General features: G+C 44.1%; 15 protein-coding genes. 4 read left to right on the forward strand and 11 right to left on the reverse strand.

Annotated elements, in window-relative coordinates; all coding sequences use genetic code 11:
* Nucleotide 1: 1 nt before the first annotated feature.
* The 6 genes from astA to rpe all read right to left on the reverse strand — a co-directional run bounded on the left by astA (nt 2) and on the right by rpe (nt 6,168).
* Nucleotides 2-1,051 carry an arginine N-succinyltransferase gene (astA, locus tag PN836_RS15860; RefSeq protein ID WP_395340066.1) on the reverse strand — a complete coding sequence of 350 codons (1,050 nt, stop codon included), beginning with the start codon at nt 1,049-1,051 and terminating at the stop codon, nt 2-4.
* A 17-nt stretch (nt 1,052-1,068) separates the two neighbouring features.
* The gene (locus PN836_RS15865; RefSeq protein WP_395340068.1) at nt 1,069-2,286 is read right to left on the reverse strand and encodes an aspartate aminotransferase family protein; all 1,218 of its coding nucleotides are present in this window, start codon (nt 2,284-2,286) and stop codon (nt 1,069-1,071) included.
* A 353-nt stretch (nt 2,287-2,639) separates the two neighbouring features.
* Nucleotides 2,640-3,842 carry an HDOD domain-containing protein gene (locus PN836_RS15870; protein ID WP_395340070.1) on the reverse strand — a complete coding sequence of 401 codons (1,203 nt, stop codon included), beginning with the start codon at nt 3,840-3,842 and terminating at the stop codon, nt 2,640-2,642.
* A gap of 3 nt (nt 3,843-3,845) precedes the next feature.
* Nucleotides 3,846-4,424 carry an anthranilate synthase component II gene (locus PN836_RS15875; protein WP_395340072.1) on the reverse strand — a complete coding sequence of 193 codons (579 nt, stop codon included), beginning with the start codon at nt 4,422-4,424 and terminating at the stop codon, nt 3,846-3,848.
* Nucleotides 4,425-4,428: 4 nt separating this feature from the next.
* Nucleotides 4,429-5,469: a tryptophan--tRNA ligase gene (gene trpS / locus PN836_RS15880; protein ID WP_395340074.1), complete on the reverse strand. Its 1,041-nt coding sequence runs from the start codon at nt 5,467-5,469 to the stop codon at nt 4,429-4,431.
* Between the two features lie 30 nt (nt 5,470-5,499).
* Nucleotides 5,500-6,168 (reverse strand): ribulose-phosphate 3-epimerase, encoded by a 669-nt coding sequence (gene rpe, locus PN836_RS15885; protein ID WP_395345707.1) that lies wholly within the window; start codon nt 6,166-6,168, stop codon nt 5,500-5,502.
* 397 nt (nt 6,169-6,565) lie between these two features.
* On the opposite strand from rpe, the gene PN836_RS15890 reads away from it, so the two are divergent.
* From PN836_RS15890 to PN836_RS15900, 3 genes are all read left to right on the forward strand, one after another.
* A complete protein-coding gene (locus tag PN836_RS15890; protein ID WP_395340076.1) occupies nt 6,566-7,198 on the forward strand; it encodes a TorF family putative porin in 633 nt (210 codons plus the stop codon).
* Between the two features lie 133 nt (nt 7,199-7,331).
* Nucleotides 7,332-7,637 (forward strand): hypothetical protein, encoded by a 306-nt coding sequence (locus PN836_RS15895; RefSeq protein ID WP_395340079.1) that lies wholly within the window; start codon nt 7,332-7,334, stop codon nt 7,635-7,637.
* Nucleotides 7,638-7,654: 17 nt separating this feature from the next.
* Complete coding sequence (locus PN836_RS15900) at nt 7,655-7,846, forward strand: DUF2970 domain-containing protein (protein WP_395340081.1); 192 nt, start codon at nt 7,655-7,657, stop codon at nt 7,844-7,846.
* Between the two features lie 34 nt (nt 7,847-7,880).
* Here PN836_RS15900 and PN836_RS15905 read toward each other — a convergent pair whose 3' ends face one another.
* Nucleotides 7,881-10,280 (reverse strand): putative bifunctional diguanylate cyclase/phosphodiesterase, encoded by a 2,400-nt coding sequence (locus tag PN836_RS15905; RefSeq protein WP_395340083.1) that lies wholly within the window; start codon nt 10,278-10,280, stop codon nt 7,881-7,883.
* Between the two features lie 314 nt (nt 10,281-10,594).
* On the opposite strand from PN836_RS15905, the gene PN836_RS15910 reads away from it, so the two are divergent.
* A complete protein-coding gene (locus tag PN836_RS15910; RefSeq protein ID WP_395340086.1) occupies nt 10,595-11,176 on the forward strand; it encodes a DNA N-6-adenine-methyltransferase in 582 nt (193 codons plus the stop codon).
* Between the two features lie 56 nt (nt 11,177-11,232).
* Here the strand turns inward: PN836_RS15910 and PN836_RS15915 are convergent, their stop codons facing one another.
* The 4 genes from PN836_RS15915 to PN836_RS15930 form a co-directional block, all read right to left on the reverse strand.
* Complete coding sequence (locus PN836_RS15915; protein ID WP_395340089.1) at nt 11,233-12,672, reverse strand: SPOR domain-containing protein; 1,440 nt, start codon at nt 12,670-12,672, stop codon at nt 11,233-11,235.
* Nucleotides 12,673-12,735: 63 nt separating this feature from the next.
* Complete coding sequence (gene aroB, locus PN836_RS15920) at nt 12,736-13,809, reverse strand: 3-dehydroquinate synthase (protein ID WP_395340090.1); 1,074 nt, start codon at nt 13,807-13,809, stop codon at nt 12,736-12,738.
* 27 nt (nt 13,810-13,836) lie between these two features.
* Nucleotides 13,837-14,352 (reverse strand): shikimate kinase AroK, encoded by a 516-nt coding sequence (aroK, locus tag PN836_RS15925; RefSeq protein ID WP_395340091.1) that lies wholly within the window; start codon nt 14,350-14,352, stop codon nt 13,837-13,839.
* Nucleotides 14,353-14,591: 239 nt separating this feature from the next.
* Nucleotides 14,592-16,346, reverse strand: a complete 1,755-nt coding sequence (locus tag PN836_RS15930; protein WP_395340093.1) for a type IV pilus secretin PilQ — start codon at nt 16,344-16,346, stop codon at nt 14,592-14,594.

Below are 16,346 nucleotides of genomic sequence, written 5' to 3' on the forward strand. Positions count from 1 at the left end.
TTTAAGCGGGTTTTTGTCCGCAAGGTGCAAAGCGAATTTGGCAGTTGCTATCAACAAGCAGCGCCTTGGCCGTTTCTTGGCTAATAAGTGCTTTACCTTGTTCATCTTCACTTTCACCAAGGACAATTTTCCCAACGCAGGCTCTAAAATTTGAAATTTGGGTATTAATAATATAGTGCATCTGTGCATTGGCTAGACGGGAGTCGTCCACAATCAATACCTCGCAGCATCGACTGTTTCTCACGGTAGTGATGTTGGCAACGTCAGCTTCAATGGTTGGACCTGCGTCAAAAATATCTACATATCCACGACTCTTGAAACCTTCCTGTTCGAGCAGTCTAAGCGCTGGTATTGTTTTTTCATGTACTTTTCCAATGCACGCTTGCGCCGCTTTTGAAAGCAGGTTGACGTAAATGGGGTATTTGGGCATTAATTCGGCAATAAACACTTTATTGCCAATACCGGTTAAGTAGTCAGCGGTAGGAAAATCGACTGAAAAAAAGTGCGTTTCTAACCACTCCCAAAAAGGAGAGGTGCCATTATCATCCGACACGCCTCTCATTTCAGCAATGAGGGTATCTGAAAAGCGCTCTGGGTGTTGAGCCATAAACAAAAATCTGAACTTAGACAATAGTCGACCCGATAAACCCTTGCGCGCTTTTTCTCTCAAGAACAAAGTGCATATTTCACTTACGCCGGTATAGTCGTTGCAAAACATAAGTATATCGACAGTGTTATGAACACCAAGCTCGCGTGAAGCGTGCACAACTTTGCTCACATGATAGTGATAAAAGGCGTCATTAAGTCCAACTGTCGCTTCAATGCCTGAGGTACCAACAACTTCGCCAGTTTCGCTGTTTTCGGCCACAAATAAATAACTTTCTGGGCCTGGGCACTTGGGCGTGCTGGCGAATGCAGCGTTTGCAGAATCTATTTTTTTCCGTAAAAGGTTTTCATTAACCGGCAGCGATGTGAAACCGATGCCCGACTCATTGGCAATTTCATAAAGCGCAGCATAATCACTGTCTCTAATAGGACGGATAATCAACATTGGGCTGCTCCAGTTATCTAAGCAGCGTCAGATTTAGCGACGAGTTGGGCAATGCCTTTCTCAAATCGACGTAAACCCTCTATGATGTCCTCATCTGGTATAATCAGCGATGGCGCAAAACGAACCACGTCCATCCCCGCGACTAAGCACATTAAACCTTCTTCGTTTGCTGCCACCATAAAGTCGCGCGCTTTTCCTTTGTAATGTTCATTTAGCGCACACCCTAAAAGCATGCCTTTGCCGCGAATTTCACTGAACACGTGGTACTTGTCATTAATTTGATTGAGTTTTTCTCTAAACAACGCTTCTTTATGACGAACACCCTCTAGGACTTCTGGCGTGTTAACAATATCGAAAACTTTTTCTGCAATGGCGCATGCAAGTGGGTTGCCACCATAGGTACTGCCGTGTGTGCCAGGTTTGAGGCTGGCGGATACCTTATCTGTAGTCAACATTGCGCCAACTGGAAAGCCACCGCCCAGCGATTTTGCGGTGGTCAGTATGTCGGGCTTTACGCCCAAATTTATGTATTCGTATAGCTCACCTGTTCGGCCCATGCCCGACTGCACTTCATCGAAAATGAGCAGTGCATCATGCTTGTCACATAATTCGCGAACGCCTTTTACAAATTCAGGGTCTGGAACAATAATGCCGCCTTCGCCCTGCATTGGCTCCATCATAACTGCACAGGTACGCTCGCTCATTAGCGCTTTGAGCGCATCCAAATTGTTATATTCGCAATGCTCAACAGCACCGGGTTTAGGCCCAAAGCCATCTGAATAAGCGGGTTGTCCGCCAACGGTGACGGTAAAAAAGGTGCGACCATGAAAACCTTTGGTAAAGGAAATTATTTGGTCTTTGCTTTCTCCAAAATGATCCAACGCGAAGCGTCGAGCAAGTTTAAGCGCGGCTTCGTTAGCCTCTGCGCCAGAGTTTGCAAAATATACTTTGTCGGCAAAGGTCGCATCGGTTAGCTTTTTCGCTAAACGCATTGCGGGCTCGTTAGTAAAGACATTGCTTAAGTGCCAAAGCTTGCTTCCTTGGTCGTTAAGCGTTTTTACGAGCTCTGGATGGCAATGACCTAAGACATTTACAGCAATGCCGCCAGCGAAATCAATATATTCTCTGCCGTCTTGATCCCAAACACGCGAGCCTTCGCCGCGAACCGGTACCATTGCCGCAGGATTATAGTTTGGAACCATAACTTCATTGAATGTGTCTCTGGTCACTTGCATACATGCACCTCTTTTCATATCTAATACAGGCTTGGCTTCGCGCAGAAGTAAAATTAAGACTTACTGAATAAACCCTAAACACTGCCTTGTTTTTCTCAAAACGGACGGCAAGTATGACAGAAAATTTTGGCTTAGTCGCTAGGCTCCAAGCTTCTAAAACAAGGTGCTAAGGACTTAATGGAGAAATTTGCATAAACACTGAATAATTATACGTAGCGAGACCGCAAAATACGTCTAAAGCTTCGACGCACAATAAAAATTTGCGCTATAAAAACCCTTGTAGGTGCCCGCAAGCGCCAATTCGCATATTCATTCACAAAAAATATTGAAAAAGTGCTGTAAAGTGAGCGTTTTTAGCCCTCTTCAGGCATAGATTCGTTGATTTTTAACTCAATTCCGGTGAGGTTAATTTTTGTGACAAGCGCGACATCATCTGACTTTATACCAAAATTTCTTAGGTACAGCATGGATGCTTCCTTATCCATCAGCTTATGACTTTGCATCATTTTAAACTGCATATACCCTTGTGCATTGAATAAGAGCTTAGTGAGTGGGTGAAGCTTGTTATCTTCAAGATATTTAAAGCTAATACTCTTAATAGCGGTGTAGTCTTCAAAGCCCATTCCAATGAGGAGCCATTTGCACTTCAAAGCATTAAATACTGAGGCATTGATGGCAGGGGCATGTTTTCCCCACAAACTCATAATATATTTGTGAGAAGGTTTAAGGCCCGCAAGCGCTTTTGCCTGATTGGGATTGTTTTTATTGCGAGCTTCTATGATTACTTCACGCAGTTTATCATCGAAGGAGCGTAAGTAGAGGCTTGCAATAACCGAGCGGCCAATAGTCGACAACAATCCTAGATTAAATCCAAAATGTGGTCGAATTCCTCGCTTTTCAGCCAGTGCTTTACCAATATTTCCTGTGCCAATGGTGTACAACCAAAGATGTTTTTGCAGCTCAGGGGTAAACTCAGAATGAGGCGGCATGCAATGCTTGGCGATTAACACCGGGATGAGCGAACGCAGGCTCTCAACGCCAATAAAACTCAGTGTCGAATGCAAAGTCTTCAATATGATTGGATGGCCCTGAGAATCCACCCTTCGATACTTGGGTTGGCGGACAAACTTCATCAGCGATTTACTAAGCCAATCTACGGGCTCAATGCATTGCACCAAGCGCGAAATTGAGCATGCCTCCGTATAAAGTATATCGAGTAATTTACCCAGTACAGGGTCAAAATCAAGAACGTTATACAATATGTCGTCAACGTCATTAAATCGTTTTTCTAAGTCGGGAATGAGCGTTCTGTGAAAATCATACTCAATTTGATGCATGAAATTGTTTTCAGCGGTTGCCGCTATCTCGCGCTGTTTGTTCGCCAGCTCCTCAACCATTAATAGTTTTCTTCGCGACTCGGCTTGCTCAGAGTCTTCTAGCATTTTCATCTCTTGGGTTTTTTGACCCGACAAAATAATCGCATCATCAAGCGATAAGAGCATCTGCTCGAACCGGTCGTTGTATATCGCTGCTAGCTGTGAGACGCTTTTTTTCATTCGCTATCCGAGTGTTAAAAAGTTTTCCAGTATTTGGTGTCCATATTCTGTCAAAAGTGATTCAGGATGAAATTGCACACCGTACAGTCCTTGGGCATCATTTTCGATGGCCATAACCTCTTTCAGCGCAAAATCCTCGCACCATGCACTTACTGAAAACTGCGTTGGTAAGCTTGCTTCTTCCACAATTAGAGAGTGGTAGCGAGTAGCGATAAATGTTTCACTGCAATGTGAAAACAATCGAGCGCCAGTATTGCACTTAATTGTCGATGTTTTTCCGTGTCTAATGTGACGAGCTTGAACGACATTTGCACCATTTACTGCAGCTATTGCCTGATGCCCTAAACACACCCCCAAAATCGGCCGTTTACCAGTGAAGGCGTGTATTGCCTCCATTGATATGCCGGATTCATTTGGGCTGCAAGGCCCTGGCGATATAACCAAATGGGAAAACTCAATGCCTTTCATTTGATTGATAGTCAATGCGTCGTTTTTCACCACAGTGACCGATTGCTCAAGCTCTTCAAAGTAGCGGGCAAGATTGAAGGTAAAAGAGTCGTAATTATCGACTATTAGTACCAATTGCCTAAACCTTCAAAAAACCTACAGAATCATACACCTTGCTTAATGTATCGGACGCAATAGCGCGAGCTTTAACACTTCCTTGTTGCATGACACTGTTAAGGAAGTCGCGGTCGTCCCGAATGCGATGATATTCTGCTTGAATAGGCTGCAGCATAGCGACGACCGCATCGGCCACATCACCCTTCAAATGTCCATACATCTTATCTTCATACTCAGGGATAAGGTCATCAATTTCCTTTCCTGTCGCGCATGATAGCAATGACAAAAGGTTAGAAACGCCTGGCTTTTCTTTTGTATCGAAGTATATGCGAGCTTGTTCGTCGGAGTCTGTGACGGCACGCTTGATTTTCTTTGCCAATTTTTTAGGGTCTTCTAACAATCCCAAGACATTATTTGGGTTGTCGTCGGACTTTGACATTTTTTTGCTTGGGTCTTGAAGACTCATAACGCGAGCGCCCGACTTTGGAATGAAGGGGTCAGGTAGTGTAAAAATATCGCCATGAAGGTTATTAAAACGTGTGGCAATATCGCGGGTTAGTTCAAGGTGCTGCTTTTGATCCTCTCCAATGGGAACGGCGTTGGCTTGATACAGCAATATGTCTGCAGCTTGCAGCACTGGATAGGAATATAAGCCAACATTGATATTGTTCACATTCTTTTGCGACTTGTCTTTAAACTGCGTCATCCGATTTAGCTCACCCATTTGGGCGTAGCAGTTTAAAACCCACGCCAGCTGCGCGTGCTCGGGGACATGTGACTGCATAAATATGGTGCTTTGTTCAGGGTCGATACCGCAGGCAAGATAAAGTGCCAGGCCATCTAAACAAGCTGCTTGCAGGCTTAAAGGCTCTTGTCTGACGGTAATGGCATGTAAATCCACAATCATATACAAGCACTGATGCGTGCTTTGCATACTAACCCACTGTTTCAGTGCGCCCATGTAGTTGCCGATAGTTAATTGCCCAGAAGGCTGACAGCCACTTAAGACTGTAGGTTTTGCCTTGTTTTTATGATCAGGGTTCTGAAGGTTAAAGTTTTCCACGTAAAGGTTTCCCGCGCAAATTTACTGATATTATTGTTTTGTCATTTCCATTCGAAAGCCTTCGATGGTGCTTTTATAGTCATCGCTGTTGAATATCGCTGAGCCCGCTACAAACATATCCGCACCCGCGCGGCGAACGCGACCAATATTGTCTTTATTGATTCCGCCATCTACTTCTATGCGCACGCAGTGGCCGGCGCTATCTATCATTTGTTTTAATGCTTTGATTTTGTCAATGCTGTGCTCAATAAAGCTTTGCCCACCAAAACCTGGGTTAACAGACATAACAAGCACGTGGTCAAGCTTGTGCAATACATGCTTAAGAATGCCAAGCTCGGTACCGGGGTTAAGTGCAAGTCCAACTTTGCAATTGAAGCTCTTTACCAGCTCTATGCTACGATCTAAATGCAGTGTCGCTTCGGGGTGAAAGCTAATCATGCTAGCGCCAGCCTCGGCAAAACGTTCAATTAACTCATCCACTGGCGTAACCATTAAGTGCACGTCGATATCAGCGCTAATGCCATGTTTTCGAAGCGCGCTGCAAATCATCGGGCCGAAACTTAAATTCGGCACATAGTGATTGTCCATCACATCAAAGTGCACGATGTCCGCGCCAGCTTCGAGCACTTTATCGACATCTTCACCGAGTTTCGCGAAATTTGCAGACAGTATTGAGGGGGCTATTAGAGGTGTAAACATCATCTCTCCGGCTAAAAAACAAGCCTTGATTTTAACATTGCGTAGAGTGTAACGAACTTCGAAGAAATGACAAAGACAAAAGCTTGCCCCGTATTGGTGAGCGTGCGGCAACTTGGTGCATGCTTAGTCTCCTAGATGTGAGGATCCCGCTTTACAATTGAACAAAAACTATGAACATGATCCAGTAAAAGTTATAAAAAACATAACTTTATAATATTTATTAAGTATTCATTTGACTTGGGCATCGAAATTGCTAAGACCATCAACAAACGACAAAAGTGTAAGTCATCACACAGTTGAGATGATGCTTGCCACTTATTTGCGTGCAGCTTCGGCATAAAAACAAAAACAAGCACCAAAAAATTCAACACAATATTAACTCTATGGAGAACACACGATGCATCACATGAAAAAAGCAGCGCTTGCCGCCTCAATCTTAGCCAGTACTTTGGTTAGCAGTCATGCACTTGCCGAAACGCAATGGTCTGCAAATTTAGGTCTATTAAGCGAATATCACTTTCGTGGAATAGTACAAAACTCCACCGCAACCGCAAATGGTGGCGTTGATTTAAGCTCTGGCGGCTTTTACGCAGGTGTATGGGCAGCGGATGTTGAAGATGGTTTAGAAATTGACCTATATGGCGGCTATGGATTTGAATTTGACAATGGCTTATCGCTTGGTGCGGGCGTCACGACCTATCAATACACAGGCGATTTTGACACTGAGTATAATGAAATCAACCTATCTGCAGGCTATGGAATCATAAGTGTTGAGTATACGCTCGGTGAGCGCGACGGTGAAGGTGACCCTGATGACTCTTACACTTTCTTTGGTATAACAGCTGCGCACGAAGGCTTTTACGGCACAATCGGCTCCTTTGGCGGTGACTACGAAGGTAACTACGGTGAACTAGGTTACGGGACTACCATCGCGGATTTTGATGTGGGCGTTGCATTTATCAAAAGCGACAGCGATCTTGATAACGATGAGTCAGTTTACTTTTCAATCGCTAAGTCATTTGACCTATAGTTTGTATTAGTTCACTCAAAGATTTGTAATCTGAATGAACGCTAGAGTAATGCTCTGGCGTTTTTTTTGATTATCGCTTATGCTAAGGACTTGCAGGATGCACGGGTAAAAGGTCAAAGGTAAGGGGGCGTATATGCGAAACACGAAATTATATCTGACAAAATTGCTGGCAACTGTTGCCGTATCTTGTGTGGCTGTATTTGTTTCAGTGAGTTTAATGCTTTCTAGTGCAAACGCTCCTTGTCATAACCTGATCCAACAAGCGCCTACCACGCAAATCGTATCTACCCAAAATCAACAGCGCGGAAATGCCAACGTAGACGCCTTGTGTAATAGAAATAACCAACAGGTCAACTGGGTAAACTGGTTATTTAAACGCTCTGACTCACCTCAATTTCACTTCGCTGATTTACTAGAGTTACTTAGTAAAACTAACTAAACGCTAAGGGCAATAATATGCGCAAGTCTCCAAGCGTTTGGCAGTTAATCAAAGCCGTCTTAGCTGGATTCATGGGCGTACAAACACACAGTAACTACGAACAAGACTTCACAGAGGCCTCTAGTGTCGTGCCCTACGTCATCGCCGGAATTTTGTTTGTGATTCTCTTGATAGCGACAATTTTAAGCGTGGTTGCTTGGATTTTGTGAGCGCTTTGCCGAGCGACGCTGACATGCGCTTAGCTTACAGAACTTCACGCGCTTTAGTATTCTGTGATTCGAAAAATAACACCAGATCTTCATGCGCAATCGGCCTTGATATTAAATAGCCTTGTATGTAATCGCAGCCTAATATTCGAAGTTGTTCAAAATGCTCCTCTGTTTCCGCACCTTCTGCCACGATAGGCACGGCTAGTCCATGTAGCATTTGAGTCAACGAGCCGACAATTCGCTGTTGTCGTTTGTCCTTGTCGATATTCGTCAATAAGGAACGGTCGAGTTTAACCGTATCGTATGGGAACGCAGTAAGATAAGATAGTGAAGAATAGCCCGCTCCAAAATCATCAATCGCAATCTTAAAGCCCATGCCGGTAGCTTGTTCAATCCATTTTTTTGCTTGGGTAAAGCTCATAATCAAAGAAGTTTCGGTTATCTCTAACTCAATTCGTTCAGCATCAATATCGTACTCTTTAAGCTGATTTTGTAAGATTGTGAGCGCGGTATCGTTGACCAACTGTGAGGGGCTAAGGTTAACAGACACCACTACATGCGACATATTGATGCTGTTCAAATACAAGATTTCCTGGATAACATTACCCACAATCCACTCAAAGAGCATATTCATATTTTCGCTTTCTTCTAATACATCTATGAATACTGGAGGCGGTATGTGCCCCATTTCTGGGTGATGCCAACGACACAATGCTTCAAGCTTGTTCACTTCACGAGTCTGTGCACTGACCACAGGTTGAAAAACCACCTTAAGCTGATCTGCAGCGAGCGAAGCAATAAAGTCATTCTTGATGCTAAATCGACGCTGTGCGCTCTCGCGCATTTGATCATTGAAAAATGCGTAGCAGTTTTTACCATCTTCCTTAGCTTGATACATGGCAATATCTGCATAGCGCAGGAGCGTATCTGGCTCAATATCGAGGGCTTTTTGAAAAGCGATACCGATGCTGGCGCTAATGGTGATGCTTGTGTCGTAAATGTGAAAGGGGGCAGAAAATAGCTCTACGACCATGTCTGCCATTTGCTCTAAATTAGTCTCTTTTTCATAGTTGGAATAGCAAATCACAAACTCATCGCCACCAATTCGATATACTCTGACAAACTTATTGACCACGCCTTTGAGGCGATAGCCAATCTTTTTCAACATAATGTCACCTGCTTCGTGACCTAAGTTGTCATTGACCGGCTTGAAGCCATCGAGATCAAGAAAGAAAATCGCAACATTTTCGATTTGCTCATCTCGATTCATATTGGCTAAATCTTCCACTAGCACATTGCGTGTAAACAAGCCCGTTATGCCATCAATGGTTGCTTGGCGAACTAAGCGCTTTTGCGAGTTGCTGAGCTCTTGCTCATAGGTCTCGAGCACGTCAATCGCGTTTCTAAACTCATCTTCTAAGTCATCTAATTCGTCGGGGAGAGTGGCTCTACCGGGTTTTCCTAAACGATAGCGTGCGATGTTATATTCTTTAGCACCGATAAGTTTGATAGCACGTTTGAGCTGATTGATTTTCGAGATGGGAATGATTGAAAACAAAATCAAAAACAACAAAATACCAAAGGTAAGCGTCACAAAAATCACTATCACCTGTTGTTTTTGCTCCCTCTGTTGAGCTAAGTTCGGTGAAATATCTCGAATGAACATTAGCTTGAGGTCTTCCTCAATGCCATTGAAATACTCAAACCAGACAAAGTAATCCGTTCTATCAACGCTAATTTGAAGACCTTCGTTTTCAAGTTTCTGAAGCTCTGAGTCGCTTAAAATGCGATTGCGAAGGGCGCTGTTCTTTTCAATGCCGGTCATAATTTCGGGAATGTAGCGCTTAAGCGTTTTGTCATTAAGCGCAGGTTCGTCAAAAGGTGACAGCACGCCAATGTCGCTGCCAACAAACTGATTAAGTTCGCGGATGGAAGCGTCCAAACTGCTGAGCGTCGAAAAGGACCAGCTACTCCCTTGAAAATCGATAGGTATCGTTGTTGCCAGTTCACACATAAAATGGCATAAAATGCCGCTATGCGGACGTTTAGTTGAGCGAGCAAGCGCTTCTAAGTTTGCTAGTTTATCGCCCGGAAATCTGCCAAAAGTGAAAGTACGCTCGCCATTAGAAAAGGCCATTGAGGAGAGCGAAAAACTTAGCTGAAGCTGAGGCCATATGCTGTTTAAAAACTGATTGGCTTGTTCAGGCGACTTGCTGGATAAATCACTGAGTACTAGAATTTGCTCACTAATTTGGTTTTCAAATAACAAAAGCTGCGTGATTTCAACATGCGAGCGTTTTAGCCCTTCAATGTCCTCCTGTAGATTCTTTTTCTGCTGAATAGACACAAAAGTATATGATGCTGCAAGCGATAAAACCGCGACAACGACAATCAACAGCAGCATTTTTGACAACAGGCCATGCAGAATATTCATATACTTTTTGAAATCGACTCCTTCATGGGTAACGCAGTTTGCTTAAAAAGACTTTGAAGATATTCGTAGGTGATATCTATTGTTCAAAGAAGTGTATCTTAAGCCTGCTATAATACAACGCAACTATGAATCAATATATCGGCAAACTTATAAAATAATTCAGGAAAGATGATGTTTGCTTAAATACTGAACAAAAGACGAAATTCGAAGCATCACTGTGAAAAAAGGCTGTATACTGATATCTATAAATGACAGAATTGCCAGCTATCAATAGTGACCATGGATGCTAAAAATAATAAACGCATGGGTATAAGATGGACACAAAGCCAGCATTGAACAAAGCGGATAGGCGAAAGTTAGGCTATATAGGGGCGGTTCCAACAAGCTCAGATTTTTCTGAGCGTGATTCGGATGCCTGGTTTACACCCAGTAAATACATCCACTTAGTCAAAAAAACAATGGGTGGTATCGACTTAGATCCTTTTTCATGCGCTCAAGCGAACGAGCTAATCGGGGCTTCACGCTTTTTCGATGAAAAGAGCAACGCCTTTTCGCAACAATGGTTTGAAACTCCTGGTTCTGTTTTTATGAATCCTCCGTACAGCCGGCAACTCATTAATCAGTCCATTGCGTTATTTTTAGAGGAGTGGAAAAAAGGCATGATCACCGAAGCAATCGTGTTGGTGAACAACGCCACCGAAACCAAATGGTTCCAACATTTGCTAAGCGAAGCCAGCGCATTATGTTTGGTCAATAAACGTATCGCTTTTGAAAATCGAGACGGTAAGCATGTTTCTGGCAACACGCGAGGGCAAGTGTTTTTGTACTATGGAAAGCGTATCGCTCGTTTCAAAAAGACCTTTAAGAGTATAGGTGTTGTGGTTAAAGAAGCGTAAAGCTCAGGGGGCTGTTGATATTTGCTGCAAAGTCATACAGTAAAAATCAACAGACCCTAGTTATTTATCTCGCTGTGCACTTGCTGTAGAGATTTTACGAAAGGGCCGCTTGATTGAATCCTGTCGGGAAGTTGCAAAATGGCTTGGTTAGCCTCTGCGATAGTGCCAAACGATTCTGCGTGAAGCACCACATACCATGCCCCCCCGTATCGTTGCGTCTCGTATATCAAAGTTGAGTCGTTAAGCTGATTATCCGCAATATACGATTGAAGCACGCTTCTATTTTGAATACCTGAGAGTTGTATGACAAAACGTTGTTCTGATAGCGACAGTAATTGCGCCTCGTCAAATTCAAAGTCACTTAATTGATTTTCTGATGACACCGAAGCCGATGTATTATTGTCGCGAAGCGATGCTGCAAGGTTCGCGTCAAGTTGCGCCACAGACGTGATGTCGGGGACTGCAAAATCTTGCTCATCAGTAGCTGTGTTATTCACAGGCAGGTTGTTGCTCGGCGGGTTAAGGTTAAGCGCTTGTGCATCGTCATTTGCAGTTTCGTTTTGTGCAGATTCGCTGCCACCATCGGCTTCAGTTGGCTCTAATAAAGCTTCGTCTGCTTCCGCTGGCCATTGACTAACTAAGATCTCATTAGCTAGTTTAGGGGCGATCACTTCTAGCTTAGGCTCATAGCCTGTCGATTGTTCTGGACTTTCTGAATTGATATCACTTGCCTCAGACACCGTGCGATAGCTTTCGTCTGCCTGGTTTTCGACTAATTTCGGCGTCATTGCTAACTCATTTGACGGCAGTTCGCCAGTTTGAATAAAGCGGTCAATTTCGTTTGGGTACTGCCAAAACATAAGTGCCGAGAACACCAGCAAAAAACTGATCAGTACCGCCGCAATAAACCATTTTTTTCGGATAATGCTGTGGCGAGTTTCTCCGGTAAAGAAACTTGGCCTTTGTGCCATTAATTCTTCCAATGCGGATACATCAAAACCGACCACGTCCAAAGACTGTGATGACAATAAAACGGGCTTACTGCTTTGATGTTCAGGAAGCCACTTTTGCGCGTCTTGAGTCCACTGTTCATTGGCAAACAAAATGACATTTACATGGATATTGGCATTCACCTGGCGCGCGTTAGTCACCCACTCCCATAACTCTTGTAAAAATTCCATGTCGATACACTGCGCTTTGGCAATACATACCAAGTAATGCCCTTTATCCGCATCCATGTCGTGTAGTAACTCATTTAAAGGCCTTACAAAGCTACCTACGGTATGGTTGGCAAGTTGCCGACATATAATACGACGATAATCACTGCTTGATTGACTTTCATCAGCGGTTAAAAACGAGACTTCGGTATTGTGAGACTGGGCAGCAAGGAAATCGCTTAGTGTGCGCTGTTGCGTGGCAACAGAATCACTACCCACAAAAATTAGTTGGGACGAATAATTGACTAAATGTTCAAGACGTTCGTGTAGCTGAGACACTCATACTTCCCTAATTACCTTGGCGAATAGTGCGTTTTAATTTTAGAGACGAAGGTCATCCGCTTAGTTCAATAAGCTGTGTAACTCATCTTTTGACACATCTGATACGACTCTCGCTTTTCCTATGCCAATTGGAAGAATAAATCGCATGGTATTTTCAAGCACTTTCTTGTCTCGCTGCATATGTTCTATATACGCTTGACTAGACATGTTCTGCGGGCCCTCAGTTGGCAGGTCAAAGACACTGATCAAGTCCACAATACGCTTAAGTTCATTCGAATTAATATCGCCTCTTGTCATCGAAAGTTTGGCAGCAAGCACCATGCCAGCTGCAACCGCTTCACCGTGAAGCCAGGTTCCGTAGCCAAGCTCTGCTTCAATGGCGTGTCCAAAAGTATGACCTAGATTCAACAGAGCCCGAATGTTTTGTTCACGCTCATCCAGCGCGACAATTTCTGCTTTAATTTCGCAGCAGCGCGCAATCATGGTGTTAAGCACTGGCCCATGTTTGTCTTGAATTTCCCGCTGATTATCTTCAAGCCAAGTGAAAAACGCCGGATCATAAATAATGCCGTATTTTATCACTTCTGCCATGCCAGCGGAGAATTCTCGTGAGGGTAGGCTGCTTAGACAGTTTGTGTCTATGTAGACTGCTTTTGGCTGATAGAAAGCGCCAATCATATTTTTTCCTAAAGAATGATTGACAGCCGTTTTACCGCCTACCGACGAGTCGACTTGTGACAATAGCGTGGTTGGAATCTGCACAAAATCGATGCCGCGCTGATAACATGCCGCTGCAAAACCGGCGATGTCACCCACAACTCCGCCCCCAAGTGCAACGATGCATGCACTTCTTGAAGCGGGCATGGCTAAAAGCTTTGTTAATATATGCTCTAGGTTGGCCAAGGTCTTTTCGCTTTCGCCATCGGGCAATACGATCTCATCCACGCGCTTTCCTAATTGCGTTAAGCGAACTTTGAGCGTGTCCAAATATAGCGCTTTTAATACGGTATTGGTCACAATGATTAAGTGTGAGCTTTGTATTTCTTCAAATAAAAAACCGGCATCACTGAGAATGCCGGTTTCGATATAGATAGGGTAGCTGCGCTGGCCTAAATCAAGCTGTAAAGTAGGCATGTTTGCTTCCTTTGCGCGTGGACTTTTTTACAGTCCTATTTTATTGATGATTTGATTAGCAACAGCACGTGCGCTTTGCTCATCGGTGGTGACAACATAGTCTGCAACTTCTTCATAAAGCGGATTACGCTCTTCGGCTAAGTTTCGCAGTACCGTTTCTGGGTCGTCGTTTTGTAAGAGAGGTCGGCGTTTATCACGCTGCGTTCGAGCAACCTGCTTATCAATAGTGGTCTGTAAGTAAACAACAATGCCGCGCGCGGACAAACGATTTCGAATCACTTTTGACACTACAGAGCCGCCGCCAGTCGCAAGCACAATACCCTGCTTATCAGTTAAGTCATGAATGACGGTTTCTTCACGCTTTCTAAAGCCGTCTTCACCCTCTAAATCAAAGATCCAAGCGATGTCAGCGCCAGTCCTGCGCTCAATTTCCTGGTCGGAGTCAAAAAAATCTAGGTGGAGTTCGTCTGCGAGGTGTCGTCCAATTGTGCTTTTGCCTGCGCCCATTGGACCTACTAGGAATACATTACGTTTTTCAGCCATATTTTGCTAATTCACACTTTAATTTAATGGTTAACGTCGGCATGTGTCATGCGTATTTATAGCCAACAATGACCATAACAAGTGGCCTTGTTATGAACGGTATATCTCCTCGGGAATTATCGAGAGCGCGGATTATCTCAATGATTAGCGCTTGTTTGCAAGCCTAGATGTAAAAATGCCGACGAATAATAGGAAAGTCGTCGGCATTGTTCATATTTTAAAGGGGGTTAGCGCTTATTTTACGAGCCTTCCGTAATGATTTTGGGCGTGACAAAAATTAACAACTCACGCTTTTCTTCAAGCTTTTGAGAAGTCTTGAATAAATTTCCGACCACCGGCAAATCACCAAACAAGGGTACTTTAGATACGTTGTCTGCACTGGTTTGTTGGAAAATGCCACCAAGCACAATCGTTTCACCGTTTTCTACCAATACCTGGGTGCTGATCTCTTGCGTATCAATTGCGACCGCAGGGCCAGTTGGCGTAGAGACTGTTTCGCCACGTGTATCTTGCGTTACGACCAAGTTTAAAATAATTCGGTTGTCAGGTGTAATTTGTGGTGTGACTCTCAAGCTTAAGACGGCCTTTTTAAATTCTACAGCCGTAGCACCAGATGAGGCTGCTTGCACAAATGGGATCTCAGTACCTTGCTCGATGTAAGCTTCCTGCTGGTTTGCGACAGTGATTCTGGGACTCGCGATAATTTCGCCTTTGTTTTCAGACTCTAGCGCGCTTAGCTCTAAATCAAGTACATTACCATCTACTAGGTTCGCAATTTGAAATCCGATTCGGCCAGCCGGGTTGGCAACCGGTAAATTAACATTTAGTCGGTTGTCGATAGACGGCAAAATACCGCCACCTGCGGTGTCTGCACCTTCTATTGAACCAGAACTTGTGCTGTCAGAACCAGTTCCGGTGAAACCCCAACGAACGCCCAACTGCTCGTCTGCATTTTCTCTTACCGTTACCATGCGTGACTCGATAAGTACTTGCTTGACTGGAATATCTAAGGTCTCAACGACCTCACGTGCTTCATCTATAGATTCTTGGGTATCACGAATGAGAAGTGTGTTAGTGCGTTCATCAACACTGACCGTCCCGCGCTCTGACAAAATGCCGCCACCTTCGGTTTTTAAAATCTCAGCCAAAGCTAAAGCAGTTGCGTAGTTCACCGAAATATTCGCTGATTTCAATTCTGCTAAATCCTGGACTTGTTGTTTCGCCTGAAGCTCTTGGGTTTCTCTTGCAGTAAGCTCTTCGCGAGGTGCAATCAAAAGGATATTGCCCTCAAGTCGCTTGTCTAGGCCTCGTATGCGCAGGATCATATCTAGCGCTTGGTCCCAAGGAACGCCACTTAAACTGATAGTAACGTTACCATTTACCGTATCTGTCGTGACTAGGTTAAAATTGTTTACCTGAGCGATAATCTGCAGTACCTGGCGCACAGGTACGTCTTGGAAATCTAGTGAAATCGGGTCGCCCGTGTATTGATCCTCTTCAGACTTTGCTATGTCTTCGGGGTTGACGCTGACTATGTCAAACTCGTAGCCGCTTTCAGTTTGTGATTTTTCGATTTTGACTCGTCCGTCGTAGCGAACGTCAACACGTGCAGTTTGTTCGCGTTGAAAGGTCTCAATCGAAGAAACAACGGTGCCGAACTGGCTAACATCGATTTCCACGTATTGTTCGTCGGCAAGTGCGGTATCTTCAAATCGCAGGGAGATATTACCTCGCGCCTCAACCATCGATACTTCAGGTACGCCGTTGTCAAAATCAACGATGACCTTTGCAGTGTCGCCACTTCTATTGAAGTCAATGTTATTCAGTGTGACCGCCTCCGATTTGACTTGATCACCGATCGGGTCAATTAGCGCCACGGATTCTTCATTAGCAAACACGCCGAAGGTAACCAGGCCGAAAAGAACTGCACATATTAAATATGTGACGGGTTTTCGTCGGTTTAATTTTTTATTAAAAATGTATTGCTCGGACAT

Origin of the sequence: Ningiella algicola, from assembly GCF_028401415.2 — a bacterium.
In the GTDB taxonomy this organism is placed as follows: domain Bacteria; phylum Pseudomonadota; class Gammaproteobacteria; order Enterobacterales; family Alteromonadaceae; genus Glaciecola.

Coding starts and splice junctions, on each gene's coding strand:
- rpe (WP_395345707.1), bottom strand. CDS start 6,168: ATGTTTACACCTCTAATAGCCCCCTCAATACTGTCTGCAAATTTCGCG.
- astA (WP_395340066.1), bottom strand. CDS start 1,051: ATGTTGATTATCCGTCCTATTAGAGACAGTGATTATGCTGCGCTTTAT.
- PN836_RS15900 (WP_395340081.1), top strand. CDS start 7,655: ATGCGCAAGTCTCCAAGCGTTTGGCAGTTAATCAAAGCCGTCTTAGCT.
- PN836_RS15870 (WP_395340070.1), bottom strand. CDS start 3,842: ATGAAAAAAAGCGTCTCACAGCTAGCAGCGATATACAACGACCGGTTC.
- PN836_RS15910 (WP_395340086.1), top strand. CDS start 10,595: ATGGACACAAAGCCAGCATTGAACAAAGCGGATAGGCGAAAGTTAGGC.
- PN836_RS15890 (WP_395340076.1), top strand. CDS start 6,566: ATGCATCACATGAAAAAAGCAGCGCTTGCCGCCTCAATCTTAGCCAGT.
- PN836_RS15930 (WP_395340093.1), bottom strand. CDS start 16,346: ATGTCCGAGCAATACATTTTTAATAAAAAATTAAACCGACGAAAACCC.
- PN836_RS15895 (WP_395340079.1), top strand. CDS start 7,332: ATGCGAAACACGAAATTATATCTGACAAAATTGCTGGCAACTGTTGCC.
- PN836_RS15905 (WP_395340083.1), bottom strand. CDS start 10,280: ATGAATATTCTGCATGGCCTGTTGTCAAAAATGCTGCTGTTGATTGTC.
- aroB (WP_395340090.1), bottom strand. CDS start 13,809: ATGCCTACTTTACAGCTTGATTTAGGCCAGCGCAGCTACCCTATCTAT.
- PN836_RS15865 (WP_395340068.1), bottom strand. CDS start 2,286: ATGCAAGTGACCAGAGACACATTCAATGAAGTTATGGTTCCAAACTAT.
- aroK (WP_395340091.1), bottom strand. CDS start 14,352: ATGGCTGAAAAACGTAATGTATTCCTAGTAGGTCCAATGGGCGCAGGC.